A 19167-nucleotide genomic window follows, 5' to 3' on the forward strand; every position below is an offset into this window, starting at 1 on the left:
CACATGGTGATCTGCGGCGACGACGGGCTCGCGCACCGGCTCGCCGTCGAGCTGGACGCCGTGTGCGGCGAGGCCGTCACCGTCGTGCTGCCCTCCCGGCGTGACGAACACGGCTCCGAGATCGCCGCGCTCCACCGGGACCCGCGGGCGCGCGTCCGGCACAGCAAGTCGCTGCTGGTCCTCACCCGTGACGACGGCGAGAACCTCGACATCGTGATGGCCGCACGGGAGACCAACCCGGGTGTACGGGTGGTGATGCGGCTGTACGACGACGACTTCGCCGCCACCGTTCAACGCACCCTGCGCGCCTCCTACCCCGACGCGCCCACCCGCAGCCGCAGCGTTTCGGCGCTCGCGGCGCCCTCCTTCGCCGCCGCGATGATGGGCCGCCATGTGCTGGGAGTGATGCCGGTCGAGCGGGGCTCGCTGCTGTTCACGGTGGTCGACGTGGCCGGGCACCCCGAACTCGAGGGACGCTCGGTGCATGAGGCGTTCCGCGAGCACGAGTGGCGGGTCCTGGCCGTCGGTTCCGCCATGGCGCACCCCGGGTCCTCGTCCGGGGACACTCTCGCGGGGATCCGGTTCCGCCGGCCCGGCTTCGACTGGCGTCCGCCCCATGGGCGGGTGCTTCGGGCGGCCGACCGAGTCGTGCCGGCGACGACGCGGCGCGGTCTGGACATCCTCATGACCGGGGTGCAGCCGCATCCGGTGGACAGACGGGGATGAGCGGCGGTGTGCGCTCAGCCCAGCCCGGAGACCTTGAACACGGTGAGGGCGGTCTCGCGATCGATCCGCTCCGAGACCTGGCGCAGCGCGGTCGCCCCGCAGGTGAGCGATCCGGACGCCGCCGACTTCTGGGCGTCCTCGTCCAGGCGGTGCCACAGTTCGGGGTTGTCCACCAGGACCTGGGGGTTGATCTCGACCCGCACACCGGACGCGTCCCGCAGGAGGAGCCGCTGCGAGACGCCGTCCAGACAGCGCACCGACACCAGCAGGTCGGTGCGTACCCGCCGCTTCCGCAGCAGTCCGCGTGAGGCCAGCCAGCCCTCGCCCGCGCTGACCCTGGGCGGGTACAGCACCAGGAACAGGAGCACGCCGAGCCCGGCCCACAGCGCGCCGCGCAGGGGGGTGAAGGTGCCCGCTCCCCAGTCGATCAGCAGGAGAGTGGTGAGCAGAACGGCCGCGCAGCGGATCGAGCTGCGCAGATCCCTTGCCCAGTGGCGGTCGTGCGCCACTTCCGCAGGCGGCTCTGGAGGAGTGTGGACCGCGTCGTGTCGCGCGTCGTTGCGGCGTTCCATGTTGCCGAAGGTAGAGACCCCGCGAGGCCGGAACCGCATGTCTTGACGGGACTCTGATGGGCACCCTGCTCGTTCTTGACGCCACGGTGTGGCATGGGCTGCCGGAAAGGGAGTCCCGCACCGCGACCGCACCGTGGTGATGGTGCCGGTGACACGGACGTGGTGATCCGCCGGCTGCGGTACCGCATCCTCCGACGCCTCACCTTGGCTGCCCGCACCTGGATGGCGGACTGCCCGCACCTGGATGGCGCGGACGCACGGATCGTCGACGTCTCAGGCGGATGGGGGATCGGTTCCGACAGATGGACGAGTCGGCCGTAAGGGTTCCGTCAAAGGTGTCCGAGCCTCCGTATGGGTGGCGTCAACGGCGCTCGAATTCGGCCAGAGAGACGGTTTCCTCTAAACGTCCGTTCGATCCGCACCTCTTCTAGGAGTTCCGATGGCCGACGTGGCCTTCGTCGTCACCACGATCGCGGTGTTCGCGCTGGTGGCCCTCGTCGCCAAGGGGGTGACGAAGCTGTGACCGCCGAGAACATTGTCGGCCTGGTCGTGGCCGTCGCCCTGCTGGGCTATCTCGTCCTCGCCCTTGTCTTCCCGGAGAGGTTCTGAGCCTCGATATGAGTCCCGTTCTCGCCGGCGTGCTCCAGCTGCTCGCTCTCATAGCCGCGCTGGCACTCGCCTACCGTCCCCTGGGCGACTACATGGCCCGGGTCTACTCCTCCGACAAGCACCTGCGCGTCGAGAAGTGGATCTACAAGGGCATCGGTGCCGACCCGGACACGCAGATGCGCTGGCCCGCGTATCTGCGCGGTGTGCTGGCCTTCTCCGCCGTCAGCGTCCTGTTCCTCTATCTCCTGCAGCGCGTGCAGGGTCATCTGCCCGGCTCGCTGGGCTTCACGGCGATCGATCCGGACCAGGCGTTCAACACCGCCGCGTCGTTCGTGACGAACACCAACTGGCAGTCGTACTACGGCGAGCAGGCCATGGGCCACGTCGTGCAGACCGCCGGCCTGGCGGTGCAGAACTTCGTCTCCGCGGCCGTCGGCATCGCGGTGGCCGTCGCCCTCGTCCGCGGTTTCGCCCGCTCGCGGACCGGTGAGCTGGGCAACTTCTGGTCCGACCTGGTGCGCGGCACGGTCCGCATCCTGCTGCCGCTGTCGGTGGTCGCCGCGGTCGTGCTGGTGGCGTGCGGCGCCATCCAGAACTTCGCCGGTATCCACTCGGTGGGCCAGTTCTTCGGCGGCTCGCAGCAGTGGAACGGTGGTGCGGTGGCCTCGCAGGAGGCGATCAAGGAGGTGGGCACGAACGGTGGCGGTTACTTCAACGCCAACTCCGCGCATCCCTTCGAGAACCCGACGCCGTTCTCGAACCTGTTCGAGATCTTCCTGCTGCTGGTGATCCCGTTCGCGCTGACCCGCACCTTCGGTGTCATGGTCGGCTCGGTCCGGCAGGGTTACGCGATCCTCGCCACGATGGTCACCATCTGGATCGGCTTCACCGCGCTGATGATGGCGACCGAGTTCCACCACCACGGTCCCGCGTTCCAGATCGCGGGCGGGGCGATGGAGGGCAAGGAGACCCGCATCGGGGTCGGTGCCTCGTCGATCTTCGCGGTGGCGACCACGCTGACGTCGACGGGTGCGGTGGACTCCTTCCACTCCTCGTTCACCGGTCTCGGCGGCGGTATCACCATGCTGGGCATGCAATTGGGCGAGATCGCGCCCGGTGGTACCGGATCCGGCCTCTACGGCATGCTGATCATGGCGGTCATCGCGGTGTTCATCGCCGGTCTGATGGTCGGCCGAACCCCCGAGTACCTGGGGAAGAAGATCGGCACCCGCGAGATCAAGTTCGCGGCCTGCTACATCCTGATCACCCCGGCGCTGGTGCTGGTCTTCACCGCGGCGGCGATGGCCCTGCCGACCCCGGGCCACTCGATGACCAACTCCGGGGCGCACGGATTCTCCGAGATCCTCTACGCCTACACCTCGGGCGCCAACAACAACGGCTCGGCGTTCGCGGGTCTGAACGCCGACACCCAGTGGTTCAACACCAGCATCGGGCTGGTCATGCTGCTGGGCCGCTTCCTGCCGATGGTGTTCGTGCTGGCGCTGGCGGGTTCGCTGGCCGGGCAGCAGCCGGTGCCGGCGACCGCGGGCACCCTGCGCACGGAGAAGCCGCTGTTCACCGGGCTGCTGGTGGGCGCGGTCCTGATCATCACCGGTCTGACCTACTTCCCGGCCCTGGCGCTGGGTCCGCTGGCCGAGGGGCTGGCGTCATGACCACTCGTACAGACAACCAAGAGGACGCCGTGTCCACGACTGTTCCCACTCGGGCGCCGCACAGTGATGTGCCGACCGGCCACAAGGACGAAGGAAGGGTCGGCGCGGGTCTGTTCGACCCGAAGCAGCTGCTCAGGTCGCTGCCGGACGCAGTCCGCAAGCTCGACCCGCGGGTGATGGTCAAGTCGCCCGTGATGTTCGTCGTCCTCGTCGGGTCCGTTTTGACGACGGTGTTCTCCTTCAAGGACCCGGGCGACTGGTTCGGCTGGGCGATCAGCGCCTGGCTGTGGCTCACCGTGATCTTCGCCAACCTGGCGGAGGCGGTGGCCGAAGGACGCGGCAAGGCGCAGGCGGACACCCTCAGGAAGGCCAAGACCGACACGGTGGCCCGGCGTCTGGTGGGTGACCGTGAGGAGCAGGTGCCCGGCACCGAACTGCGCGTGGGTGACCTGGTGGTCTGCGAGGCGGGCGACATCATCCCCGGCGACGGTGACGTCGTCGAGGGGGTCGCCTCGGTCGACGAGTCGGCCATCACCGGCGAGTCGGCCCCGGTCATCCGGGAGTCCGGCGGCGACCGGTCCGCGGTGACCGGCGGCACGAAGGTCCTCTCCGACCGGATCGTCATCAAGATCACGACGAAGCCCGGCGAGACGTTCATCGACCGGATGATCGCCCTGGTCGAGGGCGCGGCCCGGCAGAAGACGCCCAACGAGATCGCGCTGAACATCCTCCTCGCGTCCCTCACGATCGTCTTCCTGCTGGCGGTGGCCACCCTGCCGCCGTTCGCCGACTACGCCGGCACGCACCTCACCGTGGTTGTGCTGGTGGCCCTGCTTGTCTGCCTGATCCCGACCACCATCGGCGCGCTGCTCTCCGCGATCGGCATCGCGGGCATGGACCGCCTGGTCCAGCGCAATGTCCTGGCGATGTCGGGCCGTGCGGTCGAGGCCGCCGGTGACGTCTCCACCCTTCTTCTCGACAAGACCGGCACCATCACGCTGGGCAACCGGCAGGCGTCGGAGTTCGTGCCGGTGACGGGGACGACCGAGGCGGAGGTCGCCGACGCGGCCCAGCTGTCCTCGCTGGCCGACGAGACGCCCGAGGGCCGTTCCATCGTGGTCCTGGCGAAGGAGAAGTACGGGCTGCGCGAGCGGCACCAGGGCGAACTCGCGGGCGCCGAGTGGATCGCCTTCACCGCCCAGACCCGTATGTCGGGTGTGGACGTCGACGGCCGCAGGATCCGCAAGGGCGCGGCCGGGTCGGTCATCACCTGGGTCAAGGAGCAGGGTGGCGAGGTGTCCGAAGACGCCGACACCCTGGCCAGCCGGATCTCGGAGGCGGGCGGCACGCCGCTGCTGGTGGCCGTCGAGGACACGGAAGGCGCCCGGATCCTGGGTGTCATCCACCTCAAGGACGTCGTCAAGGACGGCATGCGGGAGCGGTTCGACGAGCTGCGCCGGATGGGCATCAAGACCATCATGATCACGGGTGACAACCCGCTGACCGCGAAGGCGATCGCCGAGGAGGCGGGCGTCGACGACTTCCTCGCGGAGGCGACCCCCGAGGACAAGATGGCGCTCATCAAGCGGGAGCAGGCGGGCGGCAAGCTCGTCGCGATGACCGGCGACGGCACCAACGACGCCCCGGCGCTGGCGCAGGCCGACGTGGGCGTGGCCATGAACACCGGCACCTCGGCCGCCAAGGAGGCCGGGAACATGGTGGACCTGGACTCCAACCCCACCAAGCTCATCGAGATCGTCGAGATCGGCAAGCAACTGCTGATCACCCGGGGCGCGTTGACGACGTTCTCCATCGCCAACGACGTCGCCAAGTACTTCGCGATCATCCCGGCACTGTTCGCCGCGGTCTACCCGGGTCTGGACAAGCTCAACGTCATGCACCTGTCCTCGCCCGACTCCGCGATCCTCTCGGCCGTCATCTTCAACGCGCTGATCATCATCGCGCTGGTGCCGCTCGCCCTGCGCGGTGTGCGCTACCGCCCGGTCAGCGCCGACAAGCTGCTGCGCCGCAACCTCGGGATCTACGGCCTCGGCGGCCTGGTCGCCCCCTTCATCGGCATCAAGATCATCGACCTGCTCATCTCCCTCATCCCCGGAATCGGCTGATCCCCATGAACAACTCGGTAAGCAGCACGGCCCGGTTGCTCTGGGCCGGCCTGCGCGCCCTGCTCGTGCTCACCGTCGTGTGCGGTGTGATCTACCCGCTCGCCGTCACCGGTATCGCCCAGGGCCTGTTCTCCGGCCAGGCGAACGGCTCGGAGATCAAGGCGGACGGCAAGGTGGTCGGCTCCTCGCTCATCGGGCAGGCGTACAACCTGCCGCTGAAGAAGGGCCAGGAGACCCCGGAGCCGGACCTGAAGTGGTTCCAGGGCCGCCCGCAGAACGGCCTGGGGACCAACAGCGTCAACACCCAGTACAGCCTGATCCTGTCCGGCGCCACCAACCGTTCCGGTGACAACGCCGACCTGATCAAGTGGGTCAAGGACGCCAAGGCCGCCGTCATCAAGGACAACTCGGTTCCCGGCTACCCGGTCAAGCCCTCCGACGTGCCCGCCGACGCGGTCACCTCCTCCGGCTCGGGCCTGGACCCGGACATCTCCCCGGAGTACGCGGACATCCAGGTGCACCGGATCGCGGAGAAGAACGGCCTGCCCGTCGCCCAGGTGCAGAAGCTGGTCGACGAGCACACCGACGGCCGGACCCTCGGCTTCATCGGCGAACCCCGCGTCAACGTCCTCGAACTCAACATCGCACTCAGGGAACTTGCGGCGAAGAGCTGATGGCCTTACGCAAACCGTGCGGGAGTCGGCGACCGGGAAGACACCCCGGCTCGTCGACTCCCGCGTTCACGAAGCCGGTTCCACAGGTTCCGGCCCTCCGTCCCACAGGGAAGGCGCACACCGATGACTCGGGTACTGGTGGTGGAGGACGACCCTCAGCTCGTCCGGGCGCTCGTGATCAACCTGCGGGCCCGCAAGTACGGAGTGGACGCGGCTCCCGACGGCACCACCGCGCTGCGCCTCGCCGCCGCCCGGCAACCCGACGTGGTGCTGCTCGACCTCGGACTGCCCGACATGGACGGCACGGACGTCATCAAAGCCCTGCGCGGCTGGACCCGCGTACCGATCGTGGTGCTGTCCGCGCGCCGGGCCTCCGACGAGAAGGTGGCCGCACTCGACGCGGGCGCCGACGACTACATCACGAAGCCGTTCAGCATGGACGAACTGCTGGCCCGGCTGCGCGCCGCCGTCCGCCGCACCGAGGACATTCCCCTGGCCCCTGAGACGACATTCGTCACGACGGACGGCTTCACCCTCGACCTGCTCGCCAAGAAGGCCACCCGCGCCGGGCACGACGTACGCCTCACGCCCACCGAGTGGCATCTGATGGAGATCCTGGTCACCAACCCCGGCCGGCTCATCACGCAGAAGCACCTGTTGCAGGAGGTGTGGGGGGCCAGCCAGAGCGACAAGACCAACTACCTGCGGGTCTACATGGCCCAACTCCGCCGCAAGCTGGAGGCGGACCCCGCCCACCCCCGTTACCTCATCACCGAACCCGGCATGGGTTACCGCTTCGAACGCTGAGTCCCTGGCTGAGATCCGCACCGGATACCAGTCCCGCACACTGGCCGAGGGCAACCGATTCCCCGACGAGGAGCGAAGCCTTGGCGCGTCCTTGGCGCTCCTCGCCCGGATGGCGTGGTCACACTGGCCTCGAACAGCCTTGATCTTCCGCACTCCGCACCGCGAGGTGGTTCCTGATGGCGTACGGTCTGGCCCGCCGCGAACTGCGGCCGAAGGTTCCGTTGCTGCCAGGGGAAGGCGAACGGCACCACCTCACCAGTCTTGAAGGGCTCGCCGCCCTGTCCCTGGACGCGCTGAGCTCGGTGGCGTACGGGCCCGAGGCGATCGTGCTCGTCCTGATCGCCGCCGGGACCGGGGCGCTGTCCGCCACGCTGCCGGTGACCTTGGTCATCGCCGCGCTGTTGGCGGTGCTCGTCGTGTCCTACGGGCAGGTGATCGCCGTGCACCCCGACGGCGGCGGCGCCTACGCGGTGGCCAAGAAGGATCTCGGCCCCAGGACGAGTTACCTCGCGGCGGCCAGTCTCGTCGTGGACTACGTGCTCACCGTGACCGTCAGCCTGGCGGCCGGAGCGGCCAGTCTCGCGTCCGCCTTCCCCTCGCTCGGCTCGCATCTGCTCGAGCTCTGCCTGGGCGGGCTCGCTCTGCTCACGGTCGTGAACCTGCGCGGTGTGGCCGAGAGCGCCCGGGTGCTGATGCTGCCCACGGTGCTGTTCATCGTGAGCATCCTCGGCATCGTCGTGCTCGGGCTGCTGCGCCCCCACCCGGCGGCCGTCGTCGGGACGGACCAACCCGTCCACGCCACCGAGGCGTTGGGGGTGCTGCTGCTCCTGAAGGCGTTCTCCTCCGGCTGCTCCGCGCTCACCGGCGTGGAGGCCATCGCCAACGGGGTACCAGCCTTCCGCGCGCCGCGCGTCAGGCGGGCGCAGCGCACCGAGCTGATGCTGGGCGGGCTGCTCGGGCTGATGCTGATCGGGCTGGCGGTGCTGATCCGCCGTGACCATGTGGCCCCGCGCGGCGGCGTGACCGTACTCGCACAGCTCACGGCGGGCTCGTACGGGACGGGCTGGCCGTACTACGCGACCAATCTCATCGTCACCGTGGCCCTCGCGTTCGCCGCGAACACCAGCTTCGGCGGACTGCCCGTCCTGATGAGCCTGCTGGCCAAGGACCACCGGCTGCCGCATCTCTTCGGGCTGCGCAAGGAACGACCCGTCTATCGCTGGGGAGTCGTGGCTCTCGCCCTGCTCGCGGCGCTGCTGCTGATCGCCGTGAACGCGGACACGCACCGGATGATCCCGCTGTTCGCGATCGGGGTGTTCATCGGCTTCACGATCAGTCAGATCGGGCTCGTGCGGCACTGGAGGCGCGAGCGGCAGCCCGGCTGGCTGCGGCGCGCGGTGCTGAACGGGATCGGCGCGGTACTGACGGCCGTGGCGGGCATCGTTCTGCTGTCCACCAAGTTCCTGGAGGGGGCGTGGGTGGTGGTCGTCGCCATTCCGTTGCTGATGCTGCTGTTCTCCCGCGTCCAGCGGTACTACACGGAGGTCGGACGGGAACTCGGGCTCGGCGAGGTTCCGCCGCCGGTGCGTCTCACCGACTCCCTCGTCATCGTGCCGGTCGGCGAGGTCAGCAAGCTCACCCAGCTCGCGCTGACGGCCGCCCGCGCGCTCGGTCGCGACGTCGTCGCGGTCGCCGTGCACGGTGATCCGGCCAAGGCACGTGCCCTGGAGGAGAGTTGGGCCCGCTGGAATCCTGGCGTACGACTGGACGTCATCGACAGCCCGCAACGCTCCCTCGTGGAACCGATCGTGGACTACGTCCGGCGGGCGGAGAAGGAAGGACGTCAGATCGCCGTCCTCATTCCCGAGGTCGAGCCGCGCCACCGCCGGTACCAGATCCTCCAGAACCAGCGCGGCCTGCTGCTGGCGGCCGCGCTGCGGGCCCGTACCGACGTCGTCGTGTGCGTGGTGCCGTACCGGCTGAGCCTGTGACGGGCCGGGGGCTCAGCCGGTACGGGGCTACAGGAGTCCGTCGGCGACGGTGCCGAGGGACAGGGCCGACAGGAAGTTGAGCAGCGCCAGGACGACGGCCGCGGCCGTCGCGAGGACGACGAAGTTGACGCCCTGGGCGCGCAGCGTGCCGGCCGTGACGACGCCGGGCCGCTGCCTGGCGAGCCGCCCGGCCAGGGCCGGCACGGCGACCATCGGGAGGTACCGCCCCGCCAGCATCGCGACCACCATCAAGAGATCGTGGAAGTCGGTGGCGCCGTTGAAGCCCGCCATCGCGCTGCCGTTGCTGTTGGTGTTGCTGGTGTAGGCGTAGATCAGCTCCGTCAGGCCGTGCGCCCCCGGGTTGCCCATCGAGGTCTGCCCGTCGTCGAAGGCGAGCGCGATGCCCGTGCAGGCCAGGATGACGGTGGGCGGGATCAGCGCGTAGACCACGGCCCAGCGCATCTACGCCGTCGTGCAGGGGGATGCCGAGGCGGCCGGACGAGCGCTGCGTGACGAGCTCCAGCGGACCCTCGCCCTGCTCCACTCCCTGTGATCCGCGTCGTCGTCCGTCGTCCTCCCGGAGAGCGGTAGCCATGCTCGATGCCGAACCGTGGATACGGTCCTTCCCCTCCGCCGTGTTACCCGCCACGCCTTGGACGGTCCTCTTCCTCCCACACTCGGGCGGCTCGGCCGGCTCCACCAGGATCTTGCGGCACGGCCGGCCGACACCGCCCGGACGGCGTGCGTGCAGTACCCGGGACGTGCAGGACGAGAGCGCGAGCCTCTCTTCGCCAACGTTGCCCGATGCCACCTAGCGATCCTGGTCACAGGACGCGTCACGGGGCGCGTGCGCCGGGTGCGACGCGATCAGTCTGGGCACCGTGACATGCGGGGCCGTGAGATCGGCGGGAGCGGCGTGCCCGGCGAGTGCCTGCGTCGGCGGTCCGATGTGCAGGGGCTGGTGGAGCGAGGTGGGTCGCCGTTACGTGTGCCGACCGTGGCTCCTGGGCGCACCTGACAGTTCGTCGGAACGACGACGTACGGGACAGTCGAGGCCGCGGAGCGGGCGGCGGCCCGGGTCCGGAAGATCCACCGCATGCTCACCGCCACCGACCCGGACACCGGTGAGTGGTACGGGTCGACGATCCCGAACTGCTGCTGTGGGTGCACTGCGCGGAGATCGACTCGTGTCCGCGCGCCCTGCGGCGCTCCGGCTTCCGGCTCACGGACGGGCAGGCCGACCGCTACATCGGGGAACACCGGGTCGGCGCGCGGCTGGTGGGGCTCGACCCCGACCAGGCGCCGTCGAACTGAGCCGAAGTGGCCGCGCACTTCGAGAAGATGCTCCCCGGACTCGCCGCGGGCCCCGAAACCCGCGAGTGGACGACTTCCTCCGGCGACCGCCGGTCCACCCGCTGCTCGTACCGGCGCGCGCACAATTGCGGCGGCGCGTGGCCGGGCTCGCGTACGCCGCTCTGCCGTCGTACGCCCAGACGTCGTACGGCAGGCCGGCGCCGTCGCCCGCCGCGGTGACCCGGCGGCCGCGGGTCACGGGCACCATGCTGCGCTGTGTCCCCGCACGGCTGCGCCGGCAACTCCCGCCCAAGCGCATTCTCTCGGCCGTGTCACGGCTCGGCCCCGGCTCGCGCCCGGCGCCGTACAAAGTCGGCAGACAGCTCGTCATACTGGGCGGGGCGGGGCCAGGGGTGGGCTCGGGGCCGGGCAGTGAGCAGTGACGGGGGCGATCACTCGAGATGGCGGAGAGCAGGCTGATCCAGGGCCGTTACCGGCTCCTTCATCCGATCGGGCGCGGCGGCATGGGGGAGGTGTGGCGCGCCCGGGACGAATCGCTGGGCCGTCAGGTGGCCGTGAAGTGCCTCAAGCCGCTGGGCCCGCACCACGACCCGTCCTTCACCCGTGTCCTGCGCGAGCGGTTCCGGCGGGAGGCCCGGGTCGCCGCGGCCCTTCAGCACCGCGGTGTGACCGTCGTCCACGACTTCGGCGAGTCCGACGGTGTGCTGTACCTGGTGATGGAACTGCTGGAGGGACACAACCTCGGCCAGCTCCTGGAGGAGAACCACCACCACCCGCTCGCGGTCGCCGAAGTCGTCGACATCGCCGACCAGGTGACCGACGCTCTCGCCTACACCCACCAACAGGCCATCGTGCACCGTGACTTGAAGCCGGCGAACATCATGCGGCTGACCGACGGCACCGTGAAGATCTGCGACTTCGGCATCGCCCGCCTCGGCCACGACATCGGATTCACCTCGCGGCTCACCGGCACCGGCATCGCGATGGGCACCCCGCACTACATGTCGCCGGAGCAGATCGGCGGCTCGGAGGTCGACGAGCGCAGCGACCTCTACTCCTTCGGGTGCGTGCTCTACGAAATCGCCACCGGTGCACCGCCGTTCGACCTCGACGACGCCTGGGCCGTCCTCGTCGGCCACCGCGACACCGTGCCCGAGCCGCCGCGCAGCCACCGGGCCGACATCCCCGAGTACCTGGAGCGGATCATCCTCGACCTGCTCGCCAAACGGCCCGAGCAGCGTCCGCAGGACGCCCGTGAACTCGCCCGCCGCATCAGCGCCGGGCGCACCACACCGACGTACGTGCCGACGGTGGTCGCCCCGGCCCTGCCGCGCCTCGCCGGGGGGCCGCGCTCTCCCGCGCCCCGGGTTCCGGCCCGAGCCGAGCAGCCGCCCTCCCGCGCACCCCGGCTGCCCTCCTGGACCCAGGGCATGACCACCGGCCGCAAGGCCACCGGCGCGGGGCTGCGCGGCACCCCGCCGGACGCCTCCGCCGGCCTCACCAGCGAGTGGATCGCCCGCCCCTCCACGGCGCTCTCGCCCCTGCCGGGCCAAGGGGAACGGCCTTCCCCCGCACCGGAGTTGCTCACGGCTCTGACCGGGCGGCACAACGCCGGGCTGAGCCTCGGGCGGCTCGGCCGGTGGACCGAGGCGGGCGAGGTCCACCGCTCGGTGGCCGCCGAACGCGAGCATCTGCTCGGGACCGACCACCCGGACACACTCGCCAGCCGCTACGAGGTCGGCTTCACCCTCAGTCGCACCGGACGCCCCGCGGAAGCGCTCGGCGAGTACGCGCGCGTCGCCCAGGCCAGAGAGCGGGTGCTCGGCGCCAGGCACCCCGACACCCTGGCCGCGCGGCAGGAAATGGCGTATGTACTGGGTCAGTTGGGCCGTCACTTCGAGGCGCACCAGGCCTACACCTCGGTACTCGCCGCCCGGCAGCGCGCCATGGGCCCCGACCACCCGGACACCCTGCGCTGCCGCCACAATCTCGCGTTCAACCTCAGCAGGCTCGGACGCCCGGAGGACTCGTACCGCATGGCGAGCGAGGTCGCCGCCGCCCGCGCCCGGGTGCTCGGCCCGGCCCACCCGGACACCCTCGTCACTCGCTACGAAGTGGCCTACGTCCTAGGCCAGTTGGGGCGCTGGGCCGAGGCACTGCACACCTATCAGGAGGTGGCCGGGGCCCGTGCGCGGGCACTGGGCCCGGACCACCCGGACACGCTCGCCGCCCGCTACGAAGTGGGCATCAGTCTCGGCAGGCTCGGCCGCAGCGCACAGGCCCTCGAGCTGTACCGCTCCCTCGTCGACGACCGCACCCGGGCACAGGGCGCCGCGCATCCCGAAACCCTGCGCGCGCGGCACGGGCTCGGTGTGAACCTCGGCCGCCTGGGCCGCTGGGAGGAGGCGCTCGCCGAATCCCGTGACGTCTGCGCCGTCCGCGAACGGGTGCTCGGTGCCGACCACCCCGACACCCTCGTCAGCCGCCGCGAGGTCGCCGTCGGGCTCGGCTGGCTCGGCCGCTGGGCGGACGCCCTCACCGAGTACCGGCGAGTCGCCGCCGCCCGCGAGCGGGTACTGGGCGTCGACCATCCCGACACCCTCGCCGGCCGCAACGACGAAGCGCACTGCCTGGAGCAGCTGGGGCACGGGCAGGAGGCGGACCAGCTGTACCGGAGGGTGGCCGCCGTGCGGGCGCAGCGGGCGGCCGGGGGCCAGTGACACGGGCGACCGTGACGGCGGATCCTGACCGCCCGAGCGACCGCGCGGCAGGCCCGGAGCGCGCCGCGGGCCCGGACCGCGAGGGGCGTCGGATGTCGGCGTCCGGTGCCGGTCAGTGCTCGCGGAGCCTTGGGACAGCCGGCGTGCCCTGGGGCCGTTTCCCAGCGGGTCGGACCGTTGCCGGTCACGGAAGCACGGCCGTGTCCCGCCCTCGCGTCACACCGTGAACCCGGACGCCGGAGCGGCGTGCTCCCCCATTCATTCCAGGAGAGCCAAAAAAACTTGGCGGTGATGTCGAGAACCCGTGGCCCGCTCCGTCCCAGCAGTGAACGCGACCACAATGGATCGCACCAGTACCCAGGAGAGACACGATGGCCAAGTACCTGCTGCTCAAGCACTACCGTGGCGCCCCGGCTCCGGTCAACGACGTGCCCATGGACCGGTGGACGCCGGAGGAGATCTCGGCCCACATGCGGTACATGAACGACTTCGCGGCCCGGCTGGAGAAGACCGGCGAGTTCGTCGACGGCCAGGCGCTCGCCCCCGAGGGGACGTGGGTCCGGTACGACGGCGAGGGGCGCCCGCCGGTCACCGACGGCCCGTTCGCCGAGACCAAAGACCTCATCGCCGGCTGGATGGTGATCGACGTGGACACCCACGAGCGCGCCCTCGAGCTGGCCGGGGAACTGTCGGCCGCCCCCGGGGCGGGCGGGAAGCCGATCCACGAGTGGCTGGAGCTGCGCCCGTTCCTGACCGCGCCGCCCACCATCACGGAGTGACCTCTCAGGTGAACGAGGTCCAGCTCCGGAGCCTCACACCGAGCGTGCTCGGGATCCTCGTCCGCCGCGGAGCCGACTTCGCGGCGGCCGAGGACGCCGTGCAGGACGCGCTCGTCGAGGCGGTCCGGGCCTGGCCGGCCGACCCTCCGCGGGACCCGAAGGGCTGGCTGGTCACCGTGGCCTGGCGCCGGTTCCTCGACGCGACCCGCGCGGACGCCGCCCGCCGTCGGCGCGAGGACCTCGTCGAGGAGGAGCCGGAGCCCGGACCCACGCCCGCGGTGGACGACACCCTCCAGCTCTACTTCCTGTGCGCCCACCCGTCGCTCACGCCGTCGTCCGCGGTCGCGCTCACCCTGCGCGCCGTCGGCGGGCTCACCACCCGCCAGATCGCCCAGGCCTACCTGGTGCCCGAGGCGACCATGGCGCAGCGCATCAGCCGCGCCAAGCGCACCGTCTCCGGCGTCCGGTTCGACCAGCCCGGCGATGTGGCCACCGTGCTGCGCGTTCTCTACCTGGTCTTCAACGAGGGCTACTCCGGTGACGTCGACCTCGCCGCCGAGGCCATCCGGCTCACCCGGCAGCTGGCGGCCGCGATCGACCATCCCGAGGCGGCGGGGCTGCTCGCCCTCATGCTGCTCCACCACGCCCGGCGCGCCGCCCGGACCGCGCCCGACGGCAGCCTCGTACCGCTCGCCGAGCAGGACCGCGGCCGGTGGGACACCGGGGCGATCGCCGAGGGCGTCGGCATCCTGCAGGCGGCCCTCGCCCGCGACCGGCTGGGCGAGTTCCAGGCCCAGGCCGCCATCGCGGCTCTGCACGCCGACGCGCCCACCGCCGAGGAGACCGACTGGGTGCAGATCGTCGAGTGGTACGACGAACTCGCGCGCCTGACCGACAGTCCGGTCGTCCGGCTCAACCGGGCGGTGGCCGTCGGAGAGGCCGACGGACCGCGCGCCGGCCTGGCGGCGCTCGCGGCGCTGCACGACTCCCTGCCCCGGCACACCGCGGTGGCGGCGTACCTCCACGAGCGCGACGGCGACCTGGCGACGGCGGCACGGCTGTACGCCGAGGCGGCACATAAGGCGACCGACCTGGCCGAGCGCGACCATCTGACGCGCCAGGCCGCCCGGCTCAACGCCCGCCGGTCGCGCTGACGGGCCGCCGGTCGCCTGACGGGCCGCGCCCGGGCCTCCCCGCGACCCCGGCGCGGCCCCCTGGCCAGGACGGTCGCCCCGACGGGGGCAGGCGACACGGGACACGAGACGTCCGCGCCCCCTCGTACGGTTGCCCGCCGCTTGCGCGCACCCCTGGCCGACGTAGATCATCACGTGCTACGAAGAACCATGCCTGTACACGAGGGATATGACGCCGTTGTCGTCGGTGGAGGCCACAACGGACTGGTCGCCGCCGCCTATCTGGCGCGGGCCGGCCGGTCCGTGCTGGTGCTGGAGCGCCTGGGGAACACCGGCGGCGCCGCCGTGTCCACCCGGCCGTTCGCCGGAGTCGACGCGCGGCTGTCGCGCTACTCGTACCTGGTGAGCCTGCTGCCCCGGAAGATCGTGCGGGACCTCGGGCTCGACTTCCGGGTCCGTGGCCGCACGGTCTCCTCGTACACGCCGGTCGAGCGGGACGGACGGCCCACCGGGCTGCTCGTCGGCGGCGGCGAGCGGCGCACCCGCGAGGCGTTCGCCCGGCTGACGGGATCGGAGCGCGAGTACGAGGCGTGGCAGCGCTTCTACGCGATGACCGGCCGCGTCGCCAAGAGCGTGTTCCCGACGCTCACCGAACCCCTGCCCACCCGAGAGGAACTGAGGACGCGCGTCGACGACGAGGAGGCCTGGCGGATCCTCTTCGAGGAGCCGGTCGGCGTCGCCGTCGAGAAGTACTTCGCCGACGACCTCGTACGCGGTGTCGTTCTCACCGACGCTCTGATCGGCACGTTCGCCGACGCGCACGACACCTCTCTGCGGCAGAACCGCTGCTTCCTCTACCACGTGATCGGCGGCGGCACCGGAGCCTGGGACGTGCCCGTCGGCGGGATGGGCGCCCTGACCGACGCGATCACCGGCGCCGCGCGCGCCGCGGGAGCCGTGATCGCCACCGGCCACGAGGTGCTGCGGATCGACACGGACGGCGAGTCCGCCGCGATCACCTACAGGACCGCGGACGGCGAGGGCGTCGTCGCGGCCCGTCACGTCCTGGTGAACGCCTCGCCGCAGGAGCTCGCGCACCTCACCGGAGACGAACAGCCCACCCCCGCCGAGGGCGCCCAGCTCAAGGTGAACATGCTCCTCAAGCGGCTGCCGAGGCTCCGTGACACGTCCGTCGACCCGCGCGAGGCCTTCTCCGGGACCTTCCACATCGCCGAGGGCTACGAGCAGTTGGCGGCCGCGCACGCCCAGGCCGCGGCCGGTGAACTGCCCGCCGCGCCGCCCTCCGAGATCTACTGCCACTCGCTCACCGACCCCAGCATCCTCGGCCGGGACCTCGTCGAGCAGGGCTGTCAGACCCTCACGCTCTTCGGCCTCCACACGCCCGCCCGGCTCTTCGAGCGGGACAACGACGCCGTACGGGATGAACTGCTGAAGTCGACGCTGGCCCAGCTCGACGCGCACCTCGCCGAGCCGCTCGCCGACTGTCTGGCCACCGACGCGGACGGGCGGCCGTGCATCGAGGCGAAGACCCCGCTCGACCTGGAGCGGGACCTGCGCCTGCCCGGCGGCAACATCTTCCACCGCGACCTCGCCTTCCCCTACGCCCAGGAGGGCACCGGCCGCTGGGGCGTCGAGACCCGGCACGCGAATGTGCTGCTGTGCGGCGCGGGCGCGGTACGCGGCGGCGGCGTGAGCGGCGTACCGGGCCACAACGCGGCGAAAGCGGTGCTGGAGTCCCTGGGCCAGGGAGGCTAGGCGACCGGCGACCGGCGACCGGCCCTTCGGCCTCCGGCTACGGCCTCCGGCCACCGGCGACCGGCCCTTCGGCCTCCGGCTACGGCCTCCGGCTTCGGCCTCCGGCTTCGGCCTCCGGCTTCGGCCTCCGGCTTCGGCCTCCGGCTTCGGCCTCCGGCTTCGGCCTCCGGCCACCGGACGCCCGGCGGCTGGCCTCCGGCTTCGGCCACCGGACGCTCGGCGGCTGGCCATCGGCTACGGCCACCAGGCGTCGGGCAACTGGCCATCGGGCCCTGGCAACTGGCCACCGGCAGGCGGAGGCGGCCACGCCCGCCCCCGCCGACCGCACGTCAGTCCCGGGACGGCACCCAGCCCACCGCCGCGATCCGCTCCGCGTCCGCCGGGTGCGTCTCGTCGAAGACGACGCGGCCCGCGGCCTCGACCCGCAGGGCGTCGACGTACGCGCCACGCCCGACATACAGCCGGTCGGTCATGTACCGCCAGCGCAGTGTGAGCGCCGCCGCGTTCGGCAGGTCCGCCCGGAGCCGGTGCCAGACCCGCCCGGACCAGCCGGTGGCCGTGCCCGCCGGATGGGTCTCCGGGTCCTCGGACCCGCGCCGGACCGTGAACGGGACCGGCCGCCAGGTCGCGCCGCCGTCGGTCGAGGACTCCAGGAACAGGACGTCCGACACGGGTTCGGTGTCCCACCACAGCGCGCAGCCGAGCCACGTCGGGCCGGCGGTGGTGTCGAGCGGGGGCAGTGTCAGTGTCGCCGTCGTGGCGCTCGCCGTTCCGGAGAACCAGGACGTACGACCGCGCGCGGGACGCACCGCGACGGCCCGCGCCAGATTGTTCCCGGCGGCGACCCGGGGAGCGGAGCCGGATCGCCAATTGCGCACGGGATGGACGGAGTTGCCGAGGACGATCAGGAAGGAGTCGGTCGTCGGGTCGAGAACGAGCGAGGTGCCGGTGAAGCCGGTGTGGCCCGCGGTGCGCGGAGTCGCCATCGCGCCCATATACCAGTGCTGGTAGAGCTCGAAGCCGAGGCCGTGCTCGTCGCCCGGGAACGCGGTGTTGAAGTCGGTGAACATCAGGTCCACCGTCTCCGGTCTGAGGATGCGCGTTCTGCCGTACGCGCCGCCGTTCAGCAGCGTACGGCCGAGGATCGCCAGGTCCCAGGCGCGGGAGAAGACACCCGCGTGACCGGCGACTCCGCCCAGGGAGTACGCGTTCTCGTCGTGGACCTCGCCCCACACGAGCCCGCGGTCCAGTCCCGACCAGGGCAGCCGGGCGTCCTCGGTCGCGGCGATCTCCGGCTTCCAGGAGGCGGGCGGGTTGTAGCGGGTGCGGTCCATGCCGAGCGGGCCGGTGATCTCGTCGCGCAGGAGTGTGTCGAGGGTCCGGCCGGTGATCCTCTCCAGGACCAGCTGGAGCGAGATCAGGTTCAGGTCGGAGTAGAGGTACGCGGTGCCGGGCGGATGGAGGGGCACCTCGTCCCAGATGAGCTGGAGCTTCCCCTCGTGGGTCGGCGCCTTGTACAGCGGGATCCAGGAACGGAACCCGGACGTGTGGGTGAGCAGTTGACGGATCGTGATGTCCTTCTTGCCGCCGCCCGCGAACTCCGGGAGGTACGAGGCGACGGTGGCCTCCAGCTCCAGGGTGCCGCGCTCCATCTGCTGCACGGCGAGGATCGAGGTGAACAGCTTCGAGACGGAGGCCAGGTCGTAGACCGTGTCCATGGCCGCCGGGATCTGCCGGTCGGCGGGGAACTCCACACCGGTGTCGGTCTTCTCGTCGTACGCCGCGTAGCGCACGGCCATGCCGATCGGCTGGTGCAGGGCCACGGTGTCCCCGCGTCCGGCGAGCAGAACCGCACCGGCGTACCAGGGGTACTTGGGGGAGGGTCCGAGGAACGCCTCGGCGTCCGCGACCAGTTGGCGCAGGTGGCCGGCGAGCAGCCCGGCCTGCCCAGGCGTGCCGTGCCTCAGCGTCCGGCGGCCGTTCCCCGTCGAAGCCGCCGCCGGGCCCGCCGGAAAGGGTGCGAGGGCCAGGGTCCCGCCCACGGCCAGTACACCCCTGCTCCATTGACGGCGGGTCAGCCCGCCGCCCCCTCCGGCCGGGTCGCCCCCCGCTCCGTCCCGCTCGCCTTCCGTCCTGTCCCTCGCGCCTTCGGTCATCGAGAAGCCTCTCGCTCGCGTCGCCTGAAAGTATCTTTCCGGGTCTGCCGTGCCGAGTGAAACTTTCCGGTCAGGGGTGGGCGTGTCAACCCTCCCCGGCAGGACTCAAGG

Annotated in this window: 14 protein-coding genes and 1 pseudogene; 12 read left to right on the forward strand and 3 right to left on the reverse strand. The window is 71.2% G+C overall.

The features are described 5' to 3' along the window. The first annotated feature begins 3 nt into the window (after positions 1-3). Complete coding sequence (locus ACFYW8_RS04350) at positions 4-726, forward strand: NAD-binding protein (protein WP_389067690.1); 723 nt, start codon at positions 4-6, stop codon at positions 724-726. Between the two features lie 14 nt (positions 727-740). Here the strand turns inward: ACFYW8_RS04350 and ACFYW8_RS04355 are convergent, their stop codons facing one another. Next, positions 741-1298, reverse strand: a complete 558-nt coding sequence (locus tag ACFYW8_RS04355; protein ID WP_389067692.1) for a hypothetical protein — start codon at positions 1296-1298, stop codon at positions 741-743. A gap of 519 nt (positions 1299-1817) precedes the next feature. Here ACFYW8_RS04355 and kdpF point away from each other — a divergent pair. From kdpF to ACFYW8_RS04385, 6 genes are all read left to right on the forward strand, one after another. After that, positions 1818-1907 carry a K(+)-transporting ATPase subunit F gene (kdpF, locus tag ACFYW8_RS04360; RefSeq protein WP_033264828.1) on the forward strand — a complete coding sequence of 30 codons (90 nt, stop codon included), beginning with the start codon at positions 1818-1820 and terminating at the stop codon, positions 1905-1907. A gap of 8 nt (positions 1908-1915) precedes the next feature. Then, positions 1916-3580 carry a potassium-transporting ATPase subunit KdpA gene (gene kdpA, locus ACFYW8_RS04365; RefSeq protein ID WP_389067696.1) on the forward strand — a complete coding sequence of 555 codons (1665 nt, stop codon included), beginning with the start codon at positions 1916-1918 and terminating at the stop codon, positions 3578-3580. Then, positions 3577-5706, forward strand: coding sequence for a potassium-transporting ATPase subunit KdpB (gene kdpB / locus ACFYW8_RS04370; RefSeq protein WP_389067698.1), 2130 nt, complete (start codon positions 3577-3579; stop codon positions 5704-5706). Before kdpA ends, kdpB begins: the two co-directional genes overlap by 4 nt. Positions 5707-5711: 5 nt before the next feature. Then, positions 5712-6380 carry a potassium-transporting ATPase subunit C gene (locus ACFYW8_RS04375; protein ID WP_389067701.1) on the forward strand — a complete coding sequence of 223 codons (669 nt, stop codon included), beginning with the start codon at positions 5712-5714 and terminating at the stop codon, positions 6378-6380. A 123-nt stretch (positions 6381-6503) separates the two neighbouring features. Continuing rightward, on the forward strand, positions 6504-7187 hold the full coding sequence (locus ACFYW8_RS04380) for a response regulator (protein WP_389067704.1): 684 nt from the start codon (positions 6504-6506) through the stop codon (positions 7185-7187). 176 nt (positions 7188-7363) lie between these two features. Further along, the gene (locus tag ACFYW8_RS04385; protein WP_389067707.1) at positions 7364-9178 is read left to right on the forward strand and encodes an APC family permease; all 1815 of its coding nucleotides are present in this window, start codon (positions 7364-7366) and stop codon (positions 9176-9178) included. A gap of 27 nt (positions 9179-9205) precedes the next feature. On the opposite strand, the gene ACFYW8_RS04390 is transcribed toward ACFYW8_RS04385, so the two are convergent. Beyond that, complete coding sequence (locus ACFYW8_RS04390) at positions 9206-9640, reverse strand: potassium-transporting ATPase subunit KdpA (protein WP_389067710.1); 435 nt, start codon at positions 9638-9640, stop codon at positions 9206-9208. A gap of 559 nt (positions 9641-10199) precedes the next feature. On the opposite strand from ACFYW8_RS04390, the pseudogene ACFYW8_RS04395 reads away from it, so the two are divergent. The 5 genes and pseudogenes from ACFYW8_RS04395 to ACFYW8_RS04415 all read left to right on the forward strand — a co-directional run. After that, positions 10200-10914, forward strand: a pseudogene (locus tag ACFYW8_RS04395) (oxygenase MpaB family protein); the annotation flags it as partial. Between the two features lie 18 nt (positions 10915-10932). Beyond that, positions 10933-13212 (forward strand): tetratricopeptide repeat protein, encoded by a 2280-nt coding sequence (locus tag ACFYW8_RS04400; RefSeq protein WP_389067714.1) that lies wholly within the window; start codon positions 10933-10935, stop codon positions 13210-13212. Between the two features lie 371 nt (positions 13213-13583). After that, positions 13584-13991, forward strand: a complete 408-nt coding sequence (locus ACFYW8_RS04405) for a YciI family protein (protein ID WP_365875538.1) — start codon at positions 13584-13586, stop codon at positions 13989-13991. An 8-nt stretch (positions 13992-13999) separates the two neighbouring features. Continuing rightward, on the forward strand, positions 14000-15145 hold the full coding sequence (locus tag ACFYW8_RS04410; protein WP_365875634.1) for a DUF6596 domain-containing protein: 1146 nt from the start codon (positions 14000-14002) through the stop codon (positions 15143-15145). A gap of 189 nt (positions 15146-15334) precedes the next feature. Then, positions 15335-16900: a phytoene desaturase family protein gene (locus ACFYW8_RS04415; RefSeq protein WP_389067719.1), complete on the forward strand. Its 1566-nt coding sequence runs from the start codon at positions 15335-15337 to the stop codon at positions 16898-16900. Between the two features lie 329 nt (positions 16901-17229). Here ACFYW8_RS04415 and ACFYW8_RS04420 read toward each other — a convergent pair whose 3' ends face one another. After that, on the reverse strand, positions 17230-19056 hold the full coding sequence (locus tag ACFYW8_RS04420; protein WP_389067721.1) for a serine hydrolase: 1827 nt from the start codon (positions 19054-19056) through the stop codon (positions 17230-17232). Between the last annotated feature and the right edge of the window lie 111 nt (positions 19057-19167).

It is taken from the genome of Streptomyces sp. NPDC002742 (genome assembly GCF_042888885.1).
Classification (GTDB): domain Bacteria; phylum Actinomycetota; class Actinomycetes; order Streptomycetales; family Streptomycetaceae; genus Streptomyces.

What these genes read in the sequence shown, in the direction of transcription:
- ACFYW8_RS04400 (WP_389067714.1), top strand. Translation starts at nt 10,933, where the DNA reads ATGGCGGAGAGCAGGCTGATCCAGGGCCGTTACCGGCTCCTTCATCCG.
- ACFYW8_RS04350 (WP_389067690.1), top strand. Translation starts at nt 4, where the DNA reads ATGGTGATCTGCGGCGACGACGGGCTCGCGCACCGGCTCGCCGTCGAG.
- ACFYW8_RS04355 (WP_389067692.1), bottom strand. Translation starts at nt 1,298, where the DNA reads ATGGAACGCCGCAACGACGCGCGACACGACGCGGTCCACACTCCTCCA.
- ACFYW8_RS04420 (WP_389067721.1), bottom strand. Translation starts at nt 19,056, where the DNA reads ATGACCGAAGGCGCGAGGGACAGGACGGAAGGCGAGCGGGACGGAGCG.
- ACFYW8_RS04375 (WP_389067701.1), top strand. Translation starts at nt 5,712, where the DNA reads ATGAACAACTCGGTAAGCAGCACGGCCCGGTTGCTCTGGGCCGGCCTG.
- ACFYW8_RS04380 (WP_389067704.1), top strand. Translation starts at nt 6,504, where the DNA reads ATGACTCGGGTACTGGTGGTGGAGGACGACCCTCAGCTCGTCCGGGCG.
- kdpA (WP_389067696.1), top strand. Translation starts at nt 1,916, where the DNA reads ATGAGTCCCGTTCTCGCCGGCGTGCTCCAGCTGCTCGCTCTCATAGCC.
- kdpB (WP_389067698.1), top strand. Translation starts at nt 3,577, where the DNA reads ATGACCACTCGTACAGACAACCAAGAGGACGCCGTGTCCACGACTGTT.
- ACFYW8_RS04390 (WP_389067710.1), bottom strand. Translation starts at nt 9,640, where the DNA reads ATGCGCTGGGCCGTGGTCTACGCGCTGATCCCGCCCACCGTCATCCTG.
- ACFYW8_RS04415 (WP_389067719.1), top strand. Translation starts at nt 15,335, where the DNA reads ATGCCTGTACACGAGGGATATGACGCCGTTGTCGTCGGTGGAGGCCAC.
- ACFYW8_RS04405 (WP_365875538.1), top strand. Translation starts at nt 13,584, where the DNA reads ATGGCCAAGTACCTGCTGCTCAAGCACTACCGTGGCGCCCCGGCTCCG.
- ACFYW8_RS04385 (WP_389067707.1), top strand. Translation starts at nt 7,364, where the DNA reads ATGGCGTACGGTCTGGCCCGCCGCGAACTGCGGCCGAAGGTTCCGTTG.